The following is a 21,098-nucleotide window of genomic DNA, read 5'->3' as shown; positions in this document are numbered from 1 at the left end:
TTTTGTGTAGTGCCGATCAAGGTCGGCACTTGATCGCCTATTGCCAGAATGCCGGAGCACTGGCGCAGGCCGCTTTAATCAGTTGTGCTGCTTGATCGATATCCTGCTCGGTGGTGAAACGTCCCAGGCTCAAGCGAATGGTTCGACTCGCCGCGCGAGCGTCATGCCCCAGTGCCAGCAGCACATGGGACGGCGCATTGCTTGCAGAATTGCAGGCCGAGGTCGCGGAAAACGCGATCGAGGCCAGCAAGGCCGTCGAATTGAACTCACCTTCACTGAAGGTCAGGCTCAGGGTGTGCGGGATGCGTTGGGTCGGGCTGCCGTTGAGTCGCACGCCCGCAATACCGAGCAATTGCTTGAGCAAGCGCTCACGCAAACCCACGATCAAGGCCTTTTCTTCATCGAACGAAGCGGCGGCCAGTGCGAAAGCTTCGCCCATCGCGACAATCTGATGAGTCGCCAGGGTGCCGGAGCGCAATCCGCCCTCGTGCCCGCCGCCGTGAATCTGCGCCAGCAAGCGCTGTTGCGTCCGCGGGCCGACATACAGCGCGCCGATGCCCTTGGGGCCATAGAGTTTGTGCGCCGAAAACGACATCAGGTCCACCGGCCACTCGGCCAGGTCGATCGCCACTTTGCCGGCGCCCTGGGCCGCGTCGACATGGAACAGCGCACCGCGATTGCGCACCACCTGGCCGATGGCAGGGATGTCGTTGACGGTGCCCAGCTCGTTGTTGACCAGCATCAGCGAGACCAGGAAGGTGTCCTCGCGCATGGCTTCGCTGACGGCTTGCGGGGTGATCAGGCCGTCGGCGTCCGGCACCAGGAACGTCACCGCGATGCCGGCGTCCTGCAATTGCTTCGCGGTATCGAGGATTGCCTTGTGTTCGATCTGGCTGGTGATGGCGTGGCCGCCGGCAATGCCCCGTGCCTGGGCAACACCCTTGAGGGCGAGGTTGTTGGATTCGGTGGCGCCGGAGGTCCAGACGATCTGCTCAGGTTGCGCGCCGACCAGTTCGGCGACCTGGCGTCGCGCCTGCTCGACCGATTGCCGGGCCTGCTGGCCGAACGCATGGGAGCTGGAGGCCGGGTTGCCGAAATTGCCGTTGAACCCCAGACACTCGACCATGACCTTGATGACCCGCTCATCCACCGGCGTGGTGGCAGCGTAGTCGAAATACAACGGACGTTTATTCATAAAAGACTCGCAGAGCGTGTTCCGGGATCAGGAAGCTCGTGACTGAAAACGTCGAGACGCAGCCTCGTGAGCTGCGTCCGGGTTCAGAACGTTACCAATACCTGATCGGATGCCGTTAAAGAAGTACAACTTCATTTAAAAGTGCGTAGGAACGCTCCTGAAAAGCCAGCTTAACAGGCATCGGGCAACCGGTTGAAGCAATGCGTCAGCTAAAGCTTTCGAGCAATATCGGATACAGCGATGCCACCAGCAGCGCGGCCATGCCCCAATTGAACAGACGCAACCAACGCCGGTCCTTCAGCACGTTGCGCAACAGCGTGCCGCATGCCGCCCAGACACCGACGCTCGGCAGGTTGATCACCGCGAACACCGCGGCAATCACGATCACATTGGTGAAGTAACCCTGCATTGGCGTGTAAGTGGTAATGGCACCGATGGCCATGATCCAGGCCTTGGGGTTGACCCACTGGAACGCAGCAGCGCCGAGATAGCTGATCGGTTTGGCCTCACCGTTCTCGCTGTCCGAGACCGGTCCGGAATGGGCTATTTTCCACGCCAGATACAGTAAATACGCCGCGCCGACGTAGCGCAGCACCGTATAGAGCACAGGGTAAGTCTGGAATACCGCGCCCAGGCCGAAACCGACCGCCACGACCAGCACGAAGAAGCCGCAGGTGATACCAAGCATATGGGGAATGGTGCGGTTGAAGCCGAAGTTCACGCCGGATGCCAGCAACATCGTGTTGTTCGGGCCGGGCGTGATCGAGGTGACAAGGGCAAACAGGGCGAAGCCCAGCAGCAGATCGAGCGAGAGTGTCATGGGTGGCAGTCCGTCAGGGTCGGTCAGGTATTGACCCTATCGCACACCCCGGGGGAAACCCACGGACAGTTAGGTGAAAGTTCGAGCAGTACAGTTCTTGATCAGCTTGGGCGACCGTGCAGCTGTACAGTTCGCTCGGCATTCATTTCGCCCTGTTTGTCGAAGCCAAAAGTCTTGCGCGGCTCACCGAGCAATTCGGCTTTCTTCGCGTGGTACTCGTCGAAGGACAAACCACGGCGATTCAACGCCTCCAGCGCCAGCTCCCGGGTTTCTTCAGCGGTGTAGGGGCGCAACTCCGGGGATACATGACTGGCACATCCGGCAAGCACGGAAAGGGTCAGCATCAGGAAGGTGGTGATTAGAGTTTTCATGTCGAGCGTCCTGGCAAACTGGGTTCGGGGCAATGAACACAGGCTACTCGCGCCTTCGAACGGGCAGAAATCAACGCTCTCGATAGTCGTTATCGTGTTTTTCTAATTGGCTCGCCATTCGGAACCTTATATTCCATAAAGAACTATAAATATCAAATAAACTTCTTTTACGGAATAAAAACGAAGCTTTATAACGAGTGCATCCGCTGATGAACTGTTGCTCTCGCAACTGTTCGCCACGCAACAGTCATTCAACAAACAGCCCTGAATTTTCAACAGCGTGGACTGATCAACGCGCTGTAAGCCCCGTAAAACCTGGCTTCGAGGGATTGGTACAGCTCTTGCTCAAGGGGGATAAGCCCAGTGATGACTCACTGCTCCTCCAGCAACTGTTTAAAAAAGGAACTGATCATGTCGCGTCCATTGAAAGTCGTTGCCGTTTCCGGCGGTACCTGGCGCCCCTCCCGCACGCTGGTGCTGACTCAAGCACTGTTGGCGCAATTGGCCGAGCACCTGCCGATCGAGAGCAAGTTGATCGAGCTGGGTGACATCGCCCGGCCGCTGGGCGCGGCGCTGTCCCGTCAGGAAGTGAGTGCGCAAATCGAGGCCGAGCTGCAGGCGATTGAAAAGGCTGATCTGCTGATTGTCGCCACACCGGTGTATCGCGGTTCCTACCCTGGCCTGCTCAAGCACCTGTTCGACCTGATCGATCTGAATGCACTGATCAACACCCCGGTGTTGCTGGCTGCCACCGGTGGCAGCGAACGACATGCGCTAGTGCTCGATCATCAGTTGCGGCCGCTGTTCAGTTTCTTCCAGGCGCTGACCTTGCCGATTGGCGTGTATGCCACCGAGGCCGATTTTTCCAATTACCAAATAACCAGTGAGCCCTTGAAGGCCCGCATTCGATTGGCTGCAGAACGCGCCGCGCCCTTGTTCAGTGCCTATCCCGACCCTCTGCTGAAAATCGCTTAAGGACTTCTTCATGGATGTTTTCTGGTTTCTGCCCACCCACGGTGACGGCCATTATCTGGGCACCACCCAAGGCGCGCGCCCGGTCACCCTCAACTACCTGAAACAAGTGGCCCAGGCGGCCGACAGCCTGGGTTACCACGGCGTGCTGATTCCCACCGGACGTTCCTGCGAGGATTCGTGGGTGATCGCTTCGGCGCTGGTGCCACTGACCGAACGCCTGCGTTATCTGGTAGCAATCCGCCCGGGAATCATTTCGCCGACCGTATCGGCGCGCATGGCCGCCACCCTGGATCGACTGTCCAACGGCCGCTTGCTGATCAACGTGGTGACCGGCGGCGATCCCGATGAAAACCGCGGTGACGGCAGCTTCCTCGATCACAGCGAACGCTACGAAGTGACCGACGAATTTTTGAAGATCTGGCGCCGGGTGTTGCAAGGTGAGTCAGTGGATTTCGAGGGCAAACACCTGCGGGTGCAGAACGCCAAGGCGCTGTATCCGCCGGTGCAGAAACCCTATCCACCGCTGTATTTCGGCGGTTCGTCCGATGCTGCTCATGACCTGGCCGCCGAGCAGGTCGATGTCTATCTGACCTGGGGCGAGCCACCGGCTGCCGTGGCGCAAAAACTCGCCGATGTTCGTGAGCGGGCCGCCCGTCACGGGCGCACGGTGAAGTTCGGCATTCGCCTGCATGTGATCGTTCGCGATAGCGCCGAAGAGGCGTGGAAAGCCGCGGACAAATTGATCGAACACATCAGCGACGAAACCATCGCCGCCGCGCAGAAATCATTCTCGCGTTTCGATTCCGAAGGTCAGCGGCGCATGGCCGCCCTGCATGACGGGCGTCGCGACAACCTGGAGATCTCGCCGAATTTGTGGGCCGGTGTCGGCCTGGTACGCGGTGGCGCCGGGACGGCGCTGGTGGGCGACCCACAGCAAGTGGCGGCACGCATCAAGGAGTATGCGGACCTGGGGATCGAGAGTTTCATCTTCTCCGGCTACCCGCATCTCGAAGAAGCGTATCGCTTTGCCGAACTGGTGTTTCCGCTGCTGCCAGAGCCGTACGCCAGCCTTGCCGGGCGCGGCGTCACCAACCTTACCGGGCCGTTTGGCGAAATGATTGCCAATGATGTGTTGCCGGCCAAAGCCTCAGCCTGATTCCGCTCCTGTAGGAGCAAAGCTTGCTCGCGATGCAGACACTGCGGTTTATCCAGCTGGACCGAGCCATCGTTCATCGCGAGCAAGCTTTGCTCCTACAGAAGTGTGTCGATTTTTAGAAGGAAACCCGCGTGACTGCCAAGCCGCACAGCGCCCTGATCTCCCCGCTACAAACCGCCCGCCAATTGGCCGCCGGGTTTGCCTTGACTGCCGTCGAACGCGACGAGCGTGGCGGTACGCCCAAGGCCGAGCGTGACGCCCTGCGTCAAAGCGGCCTGCTGGCGTTAAGTATTCCCACCCGGTTCGGCGGTCTTGGCGCCCACTGGAGTGAAACCCTGAACGTCGTGCGCGAGTTCGCCAAGGTCGACAGTTCAATTGCCCATGTCTTCGGTTTCCATCATCTGATGCTCGCTACCGTGCGCCTGTTCGCCCGCCCAGAACAATGGCAGCCATGGTTCGAACAAACCGCCCGCCAGAACTGGTTCTGGGGCAATGCCCTCAACCCGCTGGACACCCGCACCGTGGTGAAAAACCTCGGTGGCTGGCGTGAGTTTTCCGGCAAGAAGAGCTTCTGCTCCGGGGCCAGCGATTCGCAAATGCTGATCGCCTCGGCAGTCGACGAAACCGCCGGCGGCAAACTGTTGATCGCCGCCATTCCCAGCGGCCGCAGCGGCATCACCTTGCACAACGACTGGAACAACATGGGCCAGCGCCAGACCGACAGCGGCAGCGCCACGTTCGAGCGGGTGCGCGTCGAGGAGTCGGAACTGCTGCTTGATCCGGGGCCGCTGAGCACGCCGTTCGCCTGCCTTCGCCCGCTGATCGCCCAGCTCACGTTCACCCACCTGTTTCTCGGCATCGCCGAAGGTGCCTTCGAAGAAGCGCGGCAATACACGCTGACCGAGACCCGTCCGTGGCACAAATCCACGGCTCGGGATGTGCGCCAGGACCCATATGCACTCGGCCACTTCGGCGAGTTCTGGGTGGCGCTTGAAGGCGTCCGGTTGCTGGTGGAGCGCGCCGCCGAACGGCTCGACAAGGCCTGGGCCAAAGGTCCGGACCTCAGCGCCGAGGAGCGCGGACAACTGGCCATCGCCATCGCCACGGCCAAGGTCGCCGCGACCCGTCATGGCCTGGAGTTGTGTAGCCGCTTGTTCGAAGTGACCGGCGCGCGTTCGACCCACGCCTCGCTGCGCCTGGACCGTTACTGGCGCAACCTGCGCACCCAGACCCTGCATGACCCGGTGGACTACAAGATTCACGAACTGGGTGACTGGGCGCTGAACCAGGCCTTGCCGATTCCGACTTTCTATTCCTAGCCTGCCCTCATTGGAGCGTGCCTTATGCAACTGCTGACCTTACCGCCCTCGCCCGCTCTGGCGACATCGATCCGCGCCACCGCGCAGGTGTTCGAAGACCCGAAATCCCAGGCCTTGCTCGCGCATCTGCAACAAGTCGCGCCGAGTGAAGCCAGCGTGCTGATCATTGGCGAAACCGGCACCGGCAAAGAGCTGGTGGCGAGGCACATTCACAACCTCAGCGCCCGGCGCAACCGGCCGTTCGTGGCGGTGAACTGCGGCGCGTTCTCCGAATCCCTGGTCGAGGCCGAACTGTTCGGTCATGAAAAAGGCGCGTTTACCGGCGCATTGAGCGCCAAGGCCGGCTGGTTCGAAGAGGCCGACGGCGGCACGCTGTTCCTCGATGAAATCGGTGATTTGCCGATGGCGATCCAGGTCAAGTTGTTGCGCGTGCTACAGGAGCGCGAAGTGGTGCGCCTGGGTTCGCGCAAGAGCATTCCCATCAATGTGCGAGTGCTGGCAGCGACCAACGTGCAACTGGAAAAAGCCATCAACGCCGGGCATTTCCGCGAAGACCTGTATTACCGGCTCAATGTGGTCAGCCTGGAGTTGAGTCCACTGCGCGATCGTCCCGGCGACATCTTGCCGCTGACCCGCCATTTCATCGACGCCTACAGCCAGCGCCTGGGCTACGGCAGTATCACCATCAGCAAAGAGGCTGAACTGAAACTGCGCGGCTACAGCTGGCCGGGCAACATCCGCGAACTGGAAAACGTCATTCACCACACCCTGCTGATTTGCCGTAACGGCGTGATCGAACGCGACGATTTGCGCCTGTCGAACATGCGTATCGAGCGTCAGGATGACCACCAGGCGCAGGTCGATGACTCTGCCCAGGCGCTGCTGGATCGTGCTTTTCAAAAGCTCTTCGAAGAACAGGCGGGCGCGCTGCACGAAAAAGTCGAAGACGCCCTGTTGCGCGCCGCCTATCGCTTCAGTCATTACAACCAGGTGCACACCGCCGCGTTGCTGGGCCTGAGCCGCAACGTGACCCGCACGCGCCTGATCAAGATCGGCGAATTGGCGGTGAACAAGCGCCGGCCTACGGAAAACGTGCAGGGAGAGCGATTGATGCAGCTCTCGATTTAAGCCACCGATGGAGGCGTGTCCGTTGCGTAATTTTGGCGATGTGCTGGGGGAACAGGGGCCGGGAGCGCATCTGCTGGAATCGGGGCCGCATCCAAAATAATGGCGCGGCTATCGCGGGCAAGCCTTGCTCCCACAGGTTTCGAGTCGTTTGAGAAAATTTCGTACAACTCAAAACCTGTGGGAGCAAGGCTTGCCCGCGATGGCGTCCTCAAGGTTGCTGAAAATTTAGAACCCCGGCGCAATCTGCCCTTTGTAGCGCGTCAGAATGAACTGGCGCACGTCATCGGAGTTCAACGCCTTGGCCAGTTTCTGCAGGCCCGGGTCGTTGATGTTGTCTGGCCGGGCCACCAGGAACTCGATGTACAGGCTCTTGCCCTTCTCGACGATCAACGCACTGTTGGTGTCGATCCCCGCTTCCAGCGCGTAATTGGCAAACACGAACGCCAGGTCCACCTGGCTCACCGAGCGCGCCAGCAATGCACCTTCCAGCTCACGGATTTTCAGGTGTTTGGGGTTTTCGGCGATGTCCCGTTGGGTTGCCAGGGTATTGCTCGGGTCCTTGAGTTTGATCAGCCCGGCTTCGTGCAGTAGCACCAGCGCGCGACCGGTGTTCACCGGGTCGTTGGGGATCGACACGGTGGCGCCGTCCTTCAGCTCGGAGATGTTTTTGATCTTGGTCGAATAAGCCCCGAATGGCTCGATGTGCACGCCGACCACCGGAACCAGATCGGTGTGTCGGGTCTTGTTGTAATCATCGAGGAACGGCCGGTACTGGTAATAGTTGGCATCGAGATTCTTCAGCGCCAGTTGCTGGTTCGGCTGGATGAAGTCCGTGAACACCTTGATGTCCAGGTCCACGCCTTCCTTGGCCAGGGCCGGTTTGACGAACTCGAGGATTTCCGCGTGGGGCACCGGAGTGGCGCCGACGGTGAGTTTTTCATTGGCGTGAACGCTCATCGAGACGAGGGCAGCCAGAATGGCCAGGGTCTTTTTCATGCTGTGCTCCTAGGCATATTTAAGTGGCCGTCGTGGGGCGGACGTGGGCCGGTTTTTGGTTTCTTTTGAATTGAAAGGAATCGAATACTTATCGCCGGCTGTATCGCGCCACCAGCCGGTCGCCACTCATTTGCAGGGCCTGGACCAGGATCAACAGCAGCACCACGGTGACCACCATCACGTCCGTCTGGAATCGCTGATAGCCATAGCGGATCGCCAGATCGCCCAGACCGCCACCACCAATCACCCCGGCCATCGCCGTGTAATCGACCAGCACGATCGCGGTCACCGTGACCGCCGCCAACAGCCCTCCCCTGGCTTCAGGCAACAAGGTGTGACGGATGATCTGCCAGGTATTGGCGCCCATGGCCTGGGTCGCTTCCACCACACCGCGGTCGACTTCGCGCAAGGCGGTTTCCACCAGCCGCGCGAAGAACGGCGTGCACCCCACCACCAGCGGTGGGATGGTGCCCGGCACACCCAGCGAGGTGCCCACCAGCAAGGTGGTCAGGGGAATCAGCACAATCAGCAAAATGATGAACGGCAGCGAACGCAGCATGTTCACGATCACCGACAGCACCCGGTAAATGCCGACGGCTTCATGCAATTGGCGCTTGCCGGTGAGGAACAGCAACACCCCCAGCGGAAGCCCCAGCAGCACGGTAAAACCGAGGGCCGCGCCGAGCATGCTCAGGGTGTCGAGGCAGGCCTGGCCGATGTCCGCCCAGTAAATGTTTTTGAACAGTTCGGCCATGGTCACGACCAATCGTGGCGTGGCGGTTTCACACCGTTGAGCAGCCAGTTGCCAACCACGTGGTACTTCCAGCGCACCGGGTCATGCAGGGTATGCACCCGTGCGTTGCGCCAGTGACGGTCGAAGTTGTGCTTCTTCAAGGTCGAGCGAGTGCCGCCGAGCTCGAACAACTTGTTGGTTGCTTCGATGGCAATTTCGGTGGTCAGCACCTTGGCCTTGGCCACCGCCAGCGAGGCATGGGCAACATTGTCTTCATCCGGTGCCGGGCGCGCCGCATCCAGCGCTTGACCAGCGCGTTCCAGCAAGGCTTCGGCGGCTTCAAGGCGAATCTCCAGGCCACCGACCTGGATGATGGTCAGTGGGTCTTCGCTGGCCTTGTCCACCCCGGCATCGATCCACGGCCGGGCAAATTGCCGGACAAAAGCAATGGTGTCGCGCAGGGCGGCACGGGCGATGCCGGCGTCGATGGCGGCCGTCGTCAACTGGGCGAACGGGCCGGCCAGGGTCGGGCTCTCATAGGAACGATAAGTCGGGAACAGGTTGAATGCCGGGACGTGCAGATCCTCGGCCAGCACCGTGCCGCTGGAGGTGGTGCGCTGGCCGATGCTGTCCCAGTCGTCGACGACCACCAGCCCTTGGGTACCGCGCTCGACGAAGGCCAACTGGCCCTTTTGCTCTTCATCCAGCGCCAGCACCGCCAGCCAGTGGGCGTAGAGCGAACCGGTGCAATAACCCTTGCGCCCGTTGATCACATAACCGTCGCCGTAGCGACGGACTGTCGCCTGGATGTCCTGCACGTTCTTGCCGCCGGTTTCCGACAAGGCATTGGCAAACCGGTGACCTTGCAGCGCCAGCGCGAAGAAATGCGCCTGTTGCTCCGGTGTGCCCTGCAGGCGGATGTCTTCCAGCAGGCAGTAGTGGTTTTGCGGAATTTGTCCCAGGGACGGATCGGCCGCCGAGATGATCGCGATGACCTGCGCCAGCACGGCATAGGACACCTGCGCGCCGCCGAATGCCTTCGGCACGGTGATCCCCCACAGGCCACTGTTGGAATACAGATCGACGACTTCGGCGGGTACCTGGCGGGTTCGGTCACGCTCGGCGTCCTGCTCCAGCAGGATCGCGGCGACACGCTCCGCCACCCGCAGGGCTTCAGCTTCGTCGACGATCCGGTGGGCGGCCGGAGGATTGATCGGATAAACGGCAGATTCGGAAAAGGCAGACATACAAGACTCTCGATATCAGTGATGGCTGAGTCATTGCAGCTTCTGTGCCTGACCGCGCCGGTCAATGTTTTCGAGAGTTTCAATGGCCTTGAGAGGGTTTCAGGATGACGAAGCCGGGCAGTCTGTTGCTTCACTGTTGATGGCTGAACAGTGGCGTTGCTACCGATCGCTGCGATTTTTTTGTGAACTTGAAACATGCTGAAAGTCAAAATCATGAGATCGCCGCCTTCAGCAGCTCCTACACTTGTTTGTCCTGCTCAAAGGCAGCGGATTCACAACAACTTCAGGGAGAACCATCATGAGCGTCAAACCTATTCCAGAGGGTTATCACAGCATTACCCCGTACCTGGGCATTCAGAAAGCCGCTGAAGCCATCGACTTCTACAAAAAAGCCTTCAATGCCATCGAAGTCATGCGCCTGGCCATGCCCGATGGCCGTGTTGGCCACGCCGAACTGCGCATCGGCGACTGCCCGATCATGCTCGGCACGCCGTGCGATCAAGGGCCGTTGAGCAATCCGAGCCAGTCGCCGTCCGTGGGTCTGCATCTGTATGTGACCGATGTCGACAAGTCTTATAAACAGGCGATTGCCGCCGGCGGCATCGTGGTGTCGGAGGTCAAGGATCAGTTTTATGGCGATCGTTCCGGGACCCTCAAGGATCCCTATGGCCATCTGTGGTTCCTGGCCACGCGCAAGGAAGATCTGACTCAGGAACAGATCGAACAGCGGGCGAAGGAGATGTTTCAGCAGGGCTGAGTTCTTCGTCGACAGATCGGCCGTCATCGCGGGCAAGCCCGCTCCCACAGGTATCATGTCGGTCGCAAAATGAGCGTGCGACTCGGATCTGTAGGAGCGGGCTTGCCTGCGATGACGTTAGTACATTCCACAAATGTGTTGGCTGTCAGACCTCAATCGCGGCTCAAGGATTTAGACTTTTGATGAAACAGAGGTCAGGCCCTTGTGCATGGGAATGGCCTGGAGCCCTGAGACCATGAAGGCCCGGGCACAGGGCTGATAGCCCAGATGCCGGTAGAACGCTTCGCTGGTGCGGGTGCTGTTGAGTCGTACCTGGCGCAGGCCCTGACTGATCAGCCAGCCTTCGAGGTCCTGCACCAGTGCTTGCCCGGCGCCCCGGCGAAACCATTCCGGTTGCACGTAACAGAACGCCACCTTGCCGCTGACCGAGGCCATGGCGACGCCAACCGGTTTGTCCTGCAACAGGGCGATGTTCAGGTACAGCCGCGGGTCGGTGAGCCAGGGCTGGATGTGCTCGATGGTCTTGTTGTGGGTCCAGGAGGCTACAGTTTGCGGATGGTTGCGGTGATCGCGGGCGCAACCGACGCGAATGGAGCGCTCGATGATGCGGCTGATGATGCCGGCGTCGGCCGGAGTTGCCTTGCAGGTGTGAATCGGATCTTCCATGGCGCTGTTACCTCAATCCGTTGAGTGCGAGGAACAATAGTCTTGCGAGGCCCGGGCGGCCAATGCAGAGAAGTTACATTTGATGTGCAACACAGCCCCCTGTAGGAGCGAGCCTGCTCGCGATGGTATTAAGGAAGCCATGGGGTGTCAGGCTTCCTGCGTAATCGTTAACGACCATCGCGAGCAAGCTCGCTCCTACAATGGACATCTGTGTTTTTTAGACCGGCTGCAAAGGCATGGTCAGCTCAACCCGCAGTCCATCCGGCCGGCTGTCGAAATACAGGGTGCAGCCGCAGCGCTGGACAATGGCCTGGACAATCGCCAGTCCGAGGCCGCAACCGGTGCTCTGGCCGTTGCGCCAGAAGCGCTGGGTCAAATGCTGCAGATCGTCTTCTGCAATGCCCGGCCCGTGATCGCGCACCACGAACTGCACACGGTTGCCAGTGGTTTGCAGGCTCAGTTCCACCGAGCCGTCGCCGGGCGTATGGCGCAGGGCGTTGTCCAGCAGGTTGCGCAGCGCGGCAATCGACAGCACCGCGGGCATTTGCACCGGCGCTTGGGAGAGTCTGGCCGGTACCTCGAACCTGATGCGCTGGCGATCGCCGCCGGCGGTGTCTTGAATCGCCAGTTTCGCCACTTGTTCGGCGCTGCATTGCACACCATCGTCAAACGACAGGCTACCCTCGACCCGCGCCAGCAACAGCAATTGTTCGAGTGTCCGGTGCAGACGGTCGGCGCCCTCCTCGGCCCGGGCCAGGGATTGATCCCGGGCCGCCCCCTCGGTCATGCGCGCCACTTGCAGGTGAGTCTTGATTGCCGTCAGCGGGCTGCGCAATTCGTGCGCGGCGTCACCGGTCAGCCGGCGTTCGCGCTCGATGGTCTTGCCGATACGCTGGAGCAATTGGTTCTGCGTATCGAGCAATGGTTGCAGTTCACTGGGCAATGGCTGGACCTGCAAGGGTTCCAGGGAATCGGCGCTGCGGCGCATCAAGGCATCGCGCATACGGTTAAGCGGCGCCAACCCCTGGCCGATCCCCAGCCAGAGCAGGCATAGGCAACCAAGCAAGGCCACGCCCACCGGCACCGAGGCGGCCAACAGGATCGACATGTTCAACGCCTCCCGCTCGATCTGCCGATCAGCCGTGGTGATGCGCAGATCGCCACGGGCCAGGGTAAAACTGCGCCATGGCGCGCCGTCGATCATTTGATCGTGGAAGCCCAGTTTTTCGGCTTCCAGGGTTTGTCCCGGTTCGCTGTGACTGCGGGCGAGGATTTCCCCGCGCAATGAACTGACCTGACAGGCCATGCCCCCGGGAATATTAAGCTGTTCGGCACTGAAATGGGTGCCCTCGCCCTTGCTCGGCACCGGCGGCAACTGCTCCATCAACCCGGCGACCATCCGCGCCGAAGCCACCAGGCGCTGGTCGAGGGAAAACATCATTTGATTGCGCAAGTCGCTGAGCATCCAGGCCGCCGCCAGCGCCCAGATCAGCGCAAACGCGGCGCCGAGCGTCAGGCTCAGGCGCAAACGCAGACTCATCACTTCGATTGTTCTCCGCCATCGGCCGGCCCCAGGCGATACCCCAGGCCGCGCACTGTCTCGACGATACCATTGCCGAGTTTGCGCCGCAGGTGATGGATATGGACGTTGAGGGCGTTGCTCTCAAGCTCGTCGTTGAAGCCATAGACGCTGTCCTTGAGTTGCTCGGTGGACAGCACGCGACCACGGTTATGCAGCAGGGCCTGCAACAACGATTGCTCGCGGCGCGAGAGATCCACCGGCTGGCCGGCCAGCGTTGTTTCGCGACTGCTCGGGTCGTAGGTCAAGGCACCGTGTTCGATCAGGTTGACGCTGCGCCCCGCCACCCGTCGCAACAGGGTGTGCAGGCGCGCGGCCAATTCGCGCAGGTCGAAAGGCTTGAGCAGGTAGTCGTCGGCACCGGCCTGCAAACCGTCGACGCGGTCGGTGACCGAGTCCCGGGCCGTGAGGATCAGCACCGGCAGTTCCAGACCGTTATGGCGCAACTGCTGCAGCAGCTTCAGACCATCCTCGTCGGGCAAGCCGAGATCGAGCACCATCACGTCGAACTCCGCCACCTTGAGCATCGCCCGGGCCGCGGACGCCGTGGCCACGTGTTCCACAGTCAGGCCCTGGGCGGTCAAGCCGGCGACGATGCCGCTGGCGATCAACTCATCGTCTTCGCATACCAGTACGTGCATGGGGTGCTCCATGGAAAAAGGCGATTCAAGCAGACCGGGATTAAGTCGTGATTATGTGGGGGAGTAGCGGCGTAGAGAAGCCTGAGAATTCAACTGCACCTTTCCAACAACCGAATTTGCCCAATGAACTCCCAGAAAGACAAATAAATTCACCAACAAAACCAATATTTTACTGAACTCGAATGAGCCCACATATCAAAAACAACAAATATCGGCATGAAAACAACTTCCTGGTCTGCGGACCAAAAATTACCATGACAAAAAACATGCAGCAACTGACAACTTTGACAGGTTACGCAATCATCGCACGGCTATAAAATAAATACGGCAGACAAGCCATTTCCAAAGGGACAGACATCATGCCGAACATTACCAACTGCTTTACCTTCGATTGGAGAGACGGGCCGGACAAGACGTTTTTTTTCTGGCCAAACCTAAACCTATATACACGCTTTGACAACGGGAGAGACAGGACTGACTCGGGATATCCCAAACCCATCATTGGTAATTGGGAAGGATTCGGCCCAAACGGCTATGTAAAAGATATAAAAGAGTTGCGCTTTGCATTTACCTTCTCCACCGACTTAGCAAATGACACCATTCTCTTTTTCCGAGATAAAGCTGGCACACCCGAGTTGCTCTATTACTCACCTGAACGTGATTCCCTTTCAGGATATGAAGACCTAACAAAGTCGAGATGGAAAAAAATAACACCTTATTTCTATCAGATTGTATTCGCGGTATGGTGGAGAGAACGGCCCGGAAACGGTGTCGTGATTTTCTGGTTAAATAATGGAAAGTACTTGCGCTACACCGTAGATAGCGATCATCTGGAGGTGAAGAATATCAACGGAAACTGGCCTGGACTGGAACAATATCAAACTGACGTACTTACAGGCGTTCAATGGAACAGAAGCCCTAGCAATGACTGGCTTTTTGTCTTCTTAAAAGGAAATAGGTACATCAAATACGACATAGACGCAGACAAAACAATTGGAGGACCATGGCGCGTTGACGAAACAACTTGGCCCGGAGTCGTATAACAACAATCAGGACTTAAGACTCGCCCCAAGAAAAAGCCTCACTCCATTTCAAAAAGTAGCATTTTAAGCTGATTGACTATTACCATCAGGACACCGACTTTCAGGAGCAGTTAATCATGGGAAAATAACCGGCTTCCAAAGTGCAATCAATCTGCACCAGAAGAGCAAAACCCATGCGTAACTTGCTCCTGCTTTAATATTCTTCACGGGACTAGTTCAGGCGACAACTATTCCATTTGATACCAAACCCGATTTCTCCCTGTCAACAAGCATTCACTCTTACCTCAGAACTCGCTTAAATTGACGAGAAGTCAACATTCAATTCAACGCGATACATATATACCGCCCCATCCCCCTCCGTCTCAATAGCCTGTATCGGGTCGCATTCAAATTCATTCCTACTCGATAGAGGCTGCAAATATGCATTCCCATTTAAGTGTTTTAACGACTTTGTTCAACCTGCGTGACACCCTGAACGCACTGATAACCCGAATCAATGATCAGCCCCAAGAAGCGATCACCAAGGGCATCGTCTTGTACAACTTGGGAGAATTCAGCCAGGCCAAGTCCTATCTGACGACTGGCGCCACAGCAGGCGACCGTGTGTCGCAATGGGGTGCTCCATAAAAAACACGAGTCAAGCAAACCGGCATTAAGTCCGGATTATGTCGATGAATTCGGCTGGGGAGAAGCTCAAATCCGACGGTGTACCGACATCGCTGTACAGCGTTTGTGGTACCCACTCAATTTTTCCTACCAACAATTACAGCGACGTAACTATACAACCTTTAACTCCATTCATTTTAGAAATAACCCTATACAAAAGCCAAAACACACCACACTTAATTCATAGTAATTTCAACCCGCAACTTAAGACCGCTGCCAAATATAGTTAAACACCGATCTAATTATAAAACCTCTTAAACGAGCTTGAAGCACTCACTTTACTGAAAGGAAACAAACCATGCCAGCACTTAAAAATTTTGTTGCCGTCGACTGGCGCGCGGGCAAAGACAAGATTTATTTCTTCTTCAAGGACATTAACAAATACTCTCGATTCGACCTCGCTGATAATACCGTCGAAGCTGGATACCCCTTCGACATCAATGCCAAGACCTGGGGAGATTTTCATTCCCATGCAAAAAACCTGCGCTTTGGCTTCACGACGACCGCACATAATTCAAAAATAGACACTGGGGCCAGCATGACCGAAATGGACCTGGATGTTTTGTGGCTTTTTTATTACGTAGGCGACACACCAACAGTCTGCCGATTCGATCAAGACCTGGACAAGGTCATTAGCGTACACCGCGTAAAAGACTCAAAATGGCACCAACTAGCCCCCTACTTCGATCGTATCGTTGCTGCCACGTGGTGGGAATTACCCGACAATTATTTTTTGTTCCACTTCTTTTTGAACGATGGCACATTCCTGCACCTTGACTTTAAACCCGAAGCCGTAACCCATAAATTAAAAACCATTAGACATGCGTCGATCACAAACAGCAACCATCCAGGACTTGAGCGCTACAAACATCGAATTATTGGTGCAGTACAGAACGACCACTCCATATTCAGTCGTTACTATTATATTTTCCTGACCAATAACGAATACATCAAATACGACATGGACAATAATCGAGTCAAGACCGGCCCAGTCAAAATTGACGACCTGTCCTGGCCTGGGTTGTTGCGCGACTGAATATCGCGACGACGTCGCAGCCGACCAGTCCTTGGGGGCGGTTAATCATCGCGAGCGTCTACAGGATTCCACGCGGTACATATATACCGCCCCCATCCCCCTCCTACTCAATAGCCTGTATCGGGTTGCACTCAAATTCATTCCTACTCGATAAAGGTTGCAAATATGTATTCCCATTTAAGTGTTTTAACGACTCTGTTCAACCTGCGTGACACCCTGAGCGCACTGATATCCCGAATCACCGATCAGCCCCAAGAAGCGATCACCAAGGGCATCGTCTTGTACAACCTGGGAGAATTCAACCAGGCAAAGACCTATCTGACGATTGGCGCCACCGCAGGCGACCGTGCGTCGCAATACGCGTTGGCCGAGGTGACAAGGCGTCAGGCAGGCAGCATCACCGACGAAGCCAAAAACTGGTATCGACTCGCTGGCGCTCAGGATCATGTTTACGCCCTGATGCGACTGGGTGACGAAGCCTCGCTCAAGAAAGCGAAGGAACTGGCCCAGGCCGAAGCCGCCAAAGGCAATGCCGACGCCATGCTTGAGTTATACGAACTGGATCAGAACATTGAAACTTTAAAAAAAGCCGCGCATGCCGGTTCCCTGGAAAGCCAATACATACTAGCGGTCAAGTACGACAAGGATGCATCGCTCTTTACCAATGAGGGCGTACGTCAATCAACTATCGATTTACTGCTGAAAAATGCAGCCGAGTCCGGTTACTCGAAAGCCATGCACTGGCTCAGCAACCGTTTCCCAGCCAACCGGAACCATCCTGTCAGGCGTCAATGGCTGGAAAAGCGCGCCGAACTCAATGACGTCAATGGGGTACTGAACTACGGCCTGGGGCTCTGTGGTTTCTATGAGGATGATAACGGCGTCGACAACGAGTACGGGTTCAGCCGGAATCTGGTTAAAGGCTATGGTTTGATCTGGCTGGTTGTCGAAACCACCACAGAACTGTCTCGACACACGACCGCCAAACAGTGCCTTGAAGAGACTGCCAAGGAGATGTCAACCGATCAAATAGCCGCCGCGAAAACCTTCGCGCAACAGTGGGAGCAGTCTCATCCTCCGATGTCCGAGTACCGGCTGACCTATAGCGACGTCGTCTGATCCGGCCTGGCGCCCATTGCCAGCGACGGTCATCGACATGTTGCGTTAACACCCGGTTAATCGCGGGCCATCATCTTGGGCGATGTGTGTCATCCCCAAGGCGTTGTCGATGCGTTACATTCTTTCATTGCTATTAGTATTTTTTGCCAGCCTGGGTCAGGCCCAGGCTGGCAGCAATCCGTTTGAAACCAAACCCGATTTTCTGCCCGTCGGCAAAGCGTTCGTTTTCACCTCGGAACGCCTTGAGTCCGGTGAGACCCAGTTGTTCTGGCAAATTGCCGACGGCTATTACCTGTATCAGAAACGCCTGAAATTCGATGGTTTGTCTGCCGAGCAGCATCCTGTGCTACCGGAGGGCGAGTCTCACAGCGACGAGTTTTTCGGTGAGCAGCAGGTCTATCGCCAGGGCCTGGAACTGAAGGTCCCGGCCGGTGCCACCGGGCAGATCAAGGTGGGTTTCCAGGGTTGCGCCGACGCCGGTTTGTGTTATCCGCCGCAGACCCAGGTCGTGGATCTGGGCGGTAACATCGATGTTTCCGCGACGAACCAAGCGCCGGATCAAGCCCTGGCCAGTGGCCTGCAACAGCGGGCGCTGGGCTGGAGCCTCATGGTGTTCTTCGGCCTCGGTTTGTTGCTGGCCTTTACCCCGTGCTCACTGCCAATGTTGCCGATCCTGGCCGGGCTGATCGTCGGCAGCGGCGCCTCGCCCAAGCGCGGTTTTGCCCTGGCCGGCAGTTATGTGGTGAGCATGGCACTGGTGTACGCGGCGATGGGCGTCCTGGCGGCGTTGCTCGGGGCAAATCTGCAGGCCCTGCTGCAAAACCCTTGGCTGCTGGGCAGTTTCGCCGCGATTTTCGTGCTGCTGGCGTTACCCATGTTCGGCTTTTTCGAACTGCAACTGCCGGTGGCCGTGCGTGATCGACTGGAAAATGTTTCGCGCAACCAGCGCGGCGGCAGCCTGGTCGGCGCGGGTGTGCTGGGAGCCTTGTCCGGTCTGTTGGTGGGCCCGTGCATGACCGCACCGCTGGCCGGTGCCCTGCTCTATATCGCGCAAAGCGGTAATGCACTGCATGGCGGGCTGATCCTGTTCGCCCTGGGTATTGGTATTGGTGTGCCACTGTTGTTGCTGGTGACAGTCGGCAATCGCTTCCTGCCCAAACCCGGTGCCTGGATGAATCTGGTCAAGGGCATCTTCGGCTTCCTGTTCCTTGCCACCGCATTATTGTTGCTACGCCCGGTACTGGATGAGTCACTTTGGGTTGGCTTGTGTGGTGCGCTGCTGCTGATTGCCGCCTACAGCGCCTGGAAGCAATCGGACGGTTTTGGACGCATCGCGCATCTGTTCGGCGCCAGCTCTTTACTGCTCGGTCTGTGGGGCAGCCTGTTGATGATCGGTGCTGCGGGCGGCAGTGATGATCTGTTCAAGCCGTTGCAGGTGTTCCGCGCTTCCGGTTCGGCTGTCGCCGCGATGCCAACGGGCCACGACGCCTTCACTACAATCAAAGACCCGGCCGCACTACAGCGGGAACTCGATGCGGCGCAAGCACAAGGCCAGTGGGTTTTGCTGGACTACTATGCCGACTGGTGCGTGTCGTGCAAGGTCATGGAAAAACAGGTGTTCGGCAAGGCCAAGGTGCTCGAAGCCCTCAACGATGTGCGCTTGCTCCGGCTGGATGTGACCGCCGACAATGCTGCCAGCCGCGAACTGCTCGGCCGTTATAAAGTGCCGGGGCCACCGAGCCTGCTGTGGGTCGGTGCCGACGGCGTTGAGCGTCGCAGCCAGCGCATCACCGGCGAGGTCGATGCCGAGACCTTCCTGCAACGCTGGACCACCACCCGAGACGCCCGTTAATGCTGACCCTCACCCTCGGCACCCTTGCCATCGCGCTCAACCATCTACTGTTGATCAGTGCATTGGTACTGGCGACGTTCGTCGGTTGGCGGGTGGCCAGGCGCGGTGGCGATAACCCCGAGTCGGTGCTGTTCAGCCTGTTTTTGATCGGCTTGCTCGCGGCACGGGTTGGTTTCATCGCGGCTTACTGGACGCACTACCGCAACGATCCCTGGCAGGTGATCGACCTGCGCGACGGCGGTTTTCTCGCCTGGCCGGGGGTGATCGCGCTGGTGCTTGCCACGCTGTACCGGGGCTGGCGCCGCCCCGGCCTGCGCCGTCCGTTGGGCTTTGGCGTGGCCAGCGGCCTGGCGTTCTGGCTGTTGGCGACCCTTTCCCTGAGCCTTTATGAGCAAGGCACGCGCCTGCCGGAAATCACCCTGCGCAACGCCGCCGGTGAAACCGTGCAACTGGCCGACTACAAAGGCGGCCCGCTGGTGATTAACCTGTGGGCCACCTGGTGCCCACCCTGCCGCCGGGAAATGCCGGTCCTGGAAAACGCCCAGCAACAACGCCCGGACCTGACGTTTCTATTCGTGAATCAGGCCGAAAGCATGCAAAGCGTCGCCACCTTTCTGGAAACCCAAGGCCTGAGCCTGGCCAACGTGCTGTTCGACGGCGGTGGTCGCCTGGGCCAGGCCGTCGGTTCCATGGCCTTGCCGACGACGCTGTTCTATAGCCCCGACGGTCGCCTGTTGGGCAGCCATCTGGGCGAACTGTCGCAAGCCAGCCTGGCCCGCGCCCTGGAAAATTTCGACTCCGCACCTGTCACCTCTTCAAGGAAACCGCCATGCCTCGCCTCCGCCACCTGCTGACCCTGACCCTGGGTGCCACCCTGTTGCACCTGCCGTCGGTGCAGGCCGAAGAGTTGCCCGAAGCGATCAAGAAGATCGAAGCCAAAGGCGCGAAAATCGTCGGCCAGTTCGACGCACCCGATGGCTTGCGTGGTTATGCGGCGCAATACCAGAACCGCGGCATGGCGCTGTACCTGACACCCGATGGCAAGCATGTGCTGCTGGGCAACCTGTACGACGCCGAAGGTAACGACTTGAGCAGCGCGCCGTTGCAAAAACTGGTGTACGCGCCGATGGCCAAGGAAGTCTGGGGCAAGATGGAAGCGAGCAATTGGATCGCCGATGGCAACAAGGATGCGCCACGCGTCATCTACCTGTTCAGTGACCCGAACTGCCCGTACTGCAACATGTTCTGGGAACAGGCGCGGCCCTGGGTCAAGGCCGGCAAGGTCCAGTTGCGCCACATCATGGTGGGCATCATCCGCGAAGACAGCCCGGGCAAATCCGCCGCGCTACTGGCCGCAAAGGACCCGCAAAAGGCCCTGCATGACCACGAAGCCGCCGGCAAGGGCAGCCCGCTCAAGGCGTTGAAAGACGTGCCGCCGGCGATTCAGGCGAAGCTCGCCGCCAACATGCAATTGATGGAAGACCTGGAGCTGCAAGCCACTCCGGCGATTTTCTACATGGATGACAAGGGCGAACTGCAACAGCAACAAGGGGCGCCTTCGCCGGACAAGTTGGTGAAGATTCTCGGGCCTAAGTGACCTCACTGTCCCCATCGTCGGAACGCCGACCGGAGCTGGCACGTATATAAGGGGATTGGGTACATCTGCGAAAGCCAGGTCGGCTCGTAGGCGCCTTCGCTGGCAAGCCAGCTCCTACAGAAGCGGATCGGGGTGCCTGCAAAAGCCAGGTCGGCTCGTAGGCCGCCTCGCTTTGGCTTTCCGCGGTGTTCGCCCCCTCGTG

21 protein-coding genes and 1 pseudogene are annotated in these 21,098 nt (G+C 58.4%); 13 read left to right on the top strand and 9 right to left on the bottom strand.

Annotated elements, in window-relative coordinates; genetic code table 11:
- Positions 1 to 37: 37 nt before the first annotated feature.
- The 3 genes from GPL81_RS17400 to GPL81_RS17390 all read right to left on the bottom strand — a co-directional run bounded on the left by GPL81_RS17400 (position 38) and on the right by GPL81_RS17390 (position 2,386).
- Entirely contained in the window at positions 38 to 1,195 is a 1,158-nt protein-coding gene (locus tag GPL81_RS17400) for an aminotransferase class V-fold PLP-dependent enzyme (protein WP_160107724.1), read from the bottom strand.
- A 205-nt stretch (positions 1,196 to 1,400) separates the two neighbouring features.
- Positions 1,401 to 2,015: a LysE family translocator gene (locus GPL81_RS17395; protein ID WP_160107723.1), complete on the bottom strand. Its 615-nt coding sequence runs from the start codon at positions 2,013 to 2,015 to the stop codon at positions 1,401 to 1,403.
- A gap of 101 nt (positions 2,016 to 2,116) precedes the next feature.
- Positions 2,117 to 2,386 (bottom strand): hypothetical protein, encoded by a 270-nt coding sequence (locus GPL81_RS17390; RefSeq protein ID WP_096509837.1) that lies wholly within the window; start codon positions 2,384 to 2,386, stop codon positions 2,117 to 2,119.
- Positions 2,387 to 2,797: 411 nt separating this feature from the next.
- Here GPL81_RS17390 and msuE point away from each other — a divergent pair, with 411 nt between their 5' ends.
- The 5 genes and pseudogenes from msuE to GPL81_RS31495 all read left to right on the top strand — a co-directional run.
- The gene (gene msuE, locus GPL81_RS17385; RefSeq protein WP_160107722.1) at positions 2,798 to 3,361 is read left to right on the top strand and encodes an FMN reductase; all 564 of its coding nucleotides are present in this window, start codon (positions 2,798 to 2,800) and stop codon (positions 3,359 to 3,361) included.
- 10 nt (positions 3,362 to 3,371) lie between these two features.
- On the top strand, positions 3,372 to 4,517 hold the full coding sequence (gene ssuD, locus GPL81_RS17380; protein ID WP_096509835.1) for an FMNH2-dependent alkanesulfonate monooxygenase: 1,146 nt from the start codon (positions 3,372 to 3,374) through the stop codon (positions 4,515 to 4,517).
- Positions 4,518 to 4,648: 131 nt separating this feature from the next.
- Positions 4,649 to 5,836, top strand: a complete 1,188-nt coding sequence (locus GPL81_RS17375; protein WP_160107721.1) for an acyl-CoA dehydrogenase family protein — start codon at positions 4,649 to 4,651, stop codon at positions 5,834 to 5,836.
- 24 nt (positions 5,837 to 5,860) lie between these two features.
- Positions 5,861 to 6,964, top strand: coding sequence for a sigma-54 interaction domain-containing protein (locus tag GPL81_RS17370; RefSeq protein WP_160107720.1), 1,104 nt, complete (start codon positions 5,861 to 5,863; stop codon positions 6,962 to 6,964).
- A 7-nt stretch (positions 6,965 to 6,971) separates the two neighbouring features.
- Positions 6,972 to 7,064 (top strand): annotated as a pseudogene (locus GPL81_RS31495) (redox-sensitive transcriptional activator SoxR); the annotation flags it as partial.
- A 125-nt stretch (positions 7,065 to 7,189) separates the two neighbouring features.
- Here GPL81_RS31495 and GPL81_RS17365 read toward each other — a convergent pair.
- The 3 genes from GPL81_RS17365 to GPL81_RS17355 form a co-directional block, all read right to left on the bottom strand.
- A complete protein-coding gene (locus GPL81_RS17365) occupies positions 7,190 to 7,960 on the bottom strand; it encodes a MetQ/NlpA family ABC transporter substrate-binding protein (RefSeq protein WP_160107719.1) in 771 nt (256 codons plus the stop codon).
- An 88-nt stretch (positions 7,961 to 8,048) separates the two neighbouring features.
- Positions 8,049 to 8,714, bottom strand: a complete 666-nt coding sequence (locus GPL81_RS17360) for a methionine ABC transporter permease (protein ID WP_096509831.1) — start codon at positions 8,712 to 8,714, stop codon at positions 8,049 to 8,051.
- A 2-nt stretch (positions 8,715 to 8,716) separates the two neighbouring features.
- Complete coding sequence (locus GPL81_RS17355) at positions 8,717 to 9,940, bottom strand: SfnB family sulfur acquisition oxidoreductase (RefSeq protein ID WP_160107718.1); 1,224 nt, start codon at positions 9,938 to 9,940, stop codon at positions 8,717 to 8,719.
- 298 nt (positions 9,941 to 10,238) lie between these two features.
- Between GPL81_RS17355 and GPL81_RS17350 the strand changes: the two genes are divergently transcribed.
- Positions 10,239 to 10,697 (top strand): VOC family protein, encoded by a 459-nt coding sequence (locus tag GPL81_RS17350; RefSeq protein ID WP_096509829.1) that lies wholly within the window; start codon positions 10,239 to 10,241, stop codon positions 10,695 to 10,697.
- A 171-nt stretch (positions 10,698 to 10,868) separates the two neighbouring features.
- On the opposite strand, the gene GPL81_RS17345 is transcribed toward GPL81_RS17350, so the two are convergent.
- The 3 genes from GPL81_RS17345 to GPL81_RS17335 all read right to left on the bottom strand — a co-directional run bounded on the left by GPL81_RS17345 (position 10,869) and on the right by GPL81_RS17335 (position 13,583).
- Positions 10,869 to 11,363 carry a GNAT family N-acetyltransferase gene (locus tag GPL81_RS17345; RefSeq protein WP_160107717.1) on the bottom strand — a complete coding sequence of 165 codons (495 nt, stop codon included), beginning with the start codon at positions 11,361 to 11,363 and terminating at the stop codon, positions 10,869 to 10,871.
- 217 nt (positions 11,364 to 11,580) lie between these two features.
- Positions 11,581 to 12,906, bottom strand: coding sequence for an ATP-binding protein (locus tag GPL81_RS17340; protein WP_160107716.1), 1,326 nt, complete (start codon positions 12,904 to 12,906; stop codon positions 11,581 to 11,583).
- Positions 12,903 to 13,583 carry a response regulator gene (locus GPL81_RS17335; protein WP_095196723.1) on the bottom strand — a complete coding sequence of 227 codons (681 nt, stop codon included), beginning with the start codon at positions 13,581 to 13,583 and terminating at the stop codon, positions 12,903 to 12,905. Before GPL81_RS17335 ends, GPL81_RS17340 begins: the two co-directional genes overlap by 4 nt.
- A gap of 359 nt (positions 13,584 to 13,942) precedes the next feature.
- Between GPL81_RS17335 and GPL81_RS17330 the strand changes: the two genes are divergently transcribed.
- The 7 genes from GPL81_RS17330 (at position 13,943) to dsbG (ending at position 20,896) form a co-directional block, all read left to right on the top strand.
- Positions 13,943 to 14,626, top strand: a complete 684-nt coding sequence (locus GPL81_RS17330) for a hypothetical protein (RefSeq protein ID WP_160107715.1) — start codon at positions 13,943 to 13,945, stop codon at positions 14,624 to 14,626.
- Positions 14,627 to 15,046: 420 nt separating this feature from the next.
- A complete protein-coding gene (locus tag GPL81_RS17325; RefSeq protein WP_178122605.1) occupies positions 15,047 to 15,253 on the top strand; it encodes a hypothetical protein in 207 nt (68 codons plus the stop codon).
- Between the two features lie 337 nt (positions 15,254 to 15,590).
- Positions 15,591 to 16,328 (top strand): hypothetical protein, encoded by a 738-nt coding sequence (locus GPL81_RS17320; RefSeq protein WP_160107714.1) that lies wholly within the window; start codon positions 15,591 to 15,593, stop codon positions 16,326 to 16,328.
- 165 nt (positions 16,329 to 16,493) lie between these two features.
- Entirely contained in the window at positions 16,494 to 17,447 is a 954-nt protein-coding gene (locus GPL81_RS17315) for a tetratricopeptide repeat protein (RefSeq protein ID WP_160107713.1), read from the top strand.
- Positions 17,448 to 17,556: 109 nt separating this feature from the next.
- A complete protein-coding gene (dsbD, locus tag GPL81_RS17310) occupies positions 17,557 to 19,299 on the top strand; it encodes a protein-disulfide reductase DsbD (RefSeq protein WP_160107712.1) in 1,743 nt (580 codons plus the stop codon).
- The gene (locus GPL81_RS17305) at positions 19,299 to 20,153 is read left to right on the top strand and encodes a TlpA disulfide reductase family protein (RefSeq protein ID WP_160107711.1); all 855 of its coding nucleotides are present in this window, start codon (positions 19,299 to 19,301) and stop codon (positions 20,151 to 20,153) included. Before dsbD ends, GPL81_RS17305 begins: the two co-directional genes overlap by 1 nt.
- On the top strand, positions 20,129 to 20,896 hold the full coding sequence (gene dsbG, locus GPL81_RS17300) for a thiol:disulfide interchange protein DsbG (protein ID WP_160107710.1): 768 nt from the start codon (positions 20,129 to 20,131) through the stop codon (positions 20,894 to 20,896). Before GPL81_RS17305 ends, dsbG begins: the two co-directional genes overlap by 25 nt.
- Positions 20,897 to 21,098 lie beyond the last annotated feature (202 nt).

The organism is Pseudomonas izuensis (genome assembly GCF_009861505.1).
In the GTDB taxonomy this organism is placed as follows: domain Bacteria; phylum Pseudomonadota; class Gammaproteobacteria; order Pseudomonadales; family Pseudomonadaceae; genus Aquipseudomonas; species Aquipseudomonas izuensis.
This window is presented reverse-complemented; position numbering and strand designations above follow the sequence as displayed.

Bases quoted from the DNA above. Each gene is read 5' to 3' on its own strand.
- GPL81_RS17400 (WP_160107724.1), bottom strand. From the start codon at position 1,195: ATGAATAAACGTCCGTTGTATTTCGACTACGCTGCCACCACGCCGGTG.
- GPL81_RS17395 (WP_160107723.1), bottom strand. From the start codon at position 2,015: ATGACACTCTCGCTCGATCTGCTGCTGGGCTTCGCCCTGTTTGCCCTT.
- GPL81_RS17390 (WP_096509837.1), bottom strand. From the start codon at position 2,386: ATGAAAACTCTAATCACCACCTTCCTGATGCTGACCCTTTCCGTGCTT.
- msuE (WP_160107722.1), top strand. From the start codon at position 2,798: ATGTCGCGTCCATTGAAAGTCGTTGCCGTTTCCGGCGGTACCTGGCGC.
- ssuD (WP_096509835.1), top strand. From the start codon at position 3,372: ATGGATGTTTTCTGGTTTCTGCCCACCCACGGTGACGGCCATTATCTG.
- GPL81_RS17370 (WP_160107720.1), top strand. From the start codon at position 5,861: ATGCAACTGCTGACCTTACCGCCCTCGCCCGCTCTGGCGACATCGATC.
- GPL81_RS17365 (WP_160107719.1), bottom strand. From the start codon at position 7,960: ATGAAAAAGACCCTGGCCATTCTGGCTGCCCTCGTCTCGATGAGCGTT.
- GPL81_RS17360 (WP_096509831.1), bottom strand. From the start codon at position 8,714: ATGGCCGAACTGTTCAAAAACATTTACTGGGCGGACATCGGCCAGGCC.
- GPL81_RS17355 (WP_160107718.1), bottom strand. From the start codon at position 9,940: ATGTCTGCCTTTTCCGAATCTGCCGTTTATCCGATCAATCCTCCGGCC.
- GPL81_RS17350 (WP_096509829.1), top strand. From the start codon at position 10,239: ATGAGCGTCAAACCTATTCCAGAGGGTTATCACAGCATTACCCCGTAC.
- GPL81_RS17345 (WP_160107717.1), bottom strand. From the start codon at position 11,363: ATGGAAGATCCGATTCACACCTGCAAGGCAACTCCGGCCGACGCCGGC.
- GPL81_RS17335 (WP_095196723.1), bottom strand. From the start codon at position 13,583: ATGCACGTACTGGTATGCGAAGACGATGAGTTGATCGCCAGCGGCATC.
- GPL81_RS17330 (WP_160107715.1), top strand. From the start codon at position 13,943: ATGCCGAACATTACCAACTGCTTTACCTTCGATTGGAGAGACGGGCCG.
- GPL81_RS17325 (WP_178122605.1), top strand. From the start codon at position 15,047: ATGCATTCCCATTTAAGTGTTTTAACGACTTTGTTCAACCTGCGTGAC.
- GPL81_RS17320 (WP_160107714.1), top strand. From the start codon at position 15,591: ATGCCAGCACTTAAAAATTTTGTTGCCGTCGACTGGCGCGCGGGCAAA.
- GPL81_RS17315 (WP_160107713.1), top strand. From the start codon at position 16,494: ATGTATTCCCATTTAAGTGTTTTAACGACTCTGTTCAACCTGCGTGAC.
- dsbD (WP_160107712.1), top strand. From the start codon at position 17,557: ATGCGTTACATTCTTTCATTGCTATTAGTATTTTTTGCCAGCCTGGGT.
- GPL81_RS17305 (WP_160107711.1), top strand. From the start codon at position 19,299: ATGCTGACCCTCACCCTCGGCACCCTTGCCATCGCGCTCAACCATCTA.
- dsbG (WP_160107710.1), top strand. From the start codon at position 20,129: ATGCCTCGCCTCCGCCACCTGCTGACCCTGACCCTGGGTGCCACCCTG.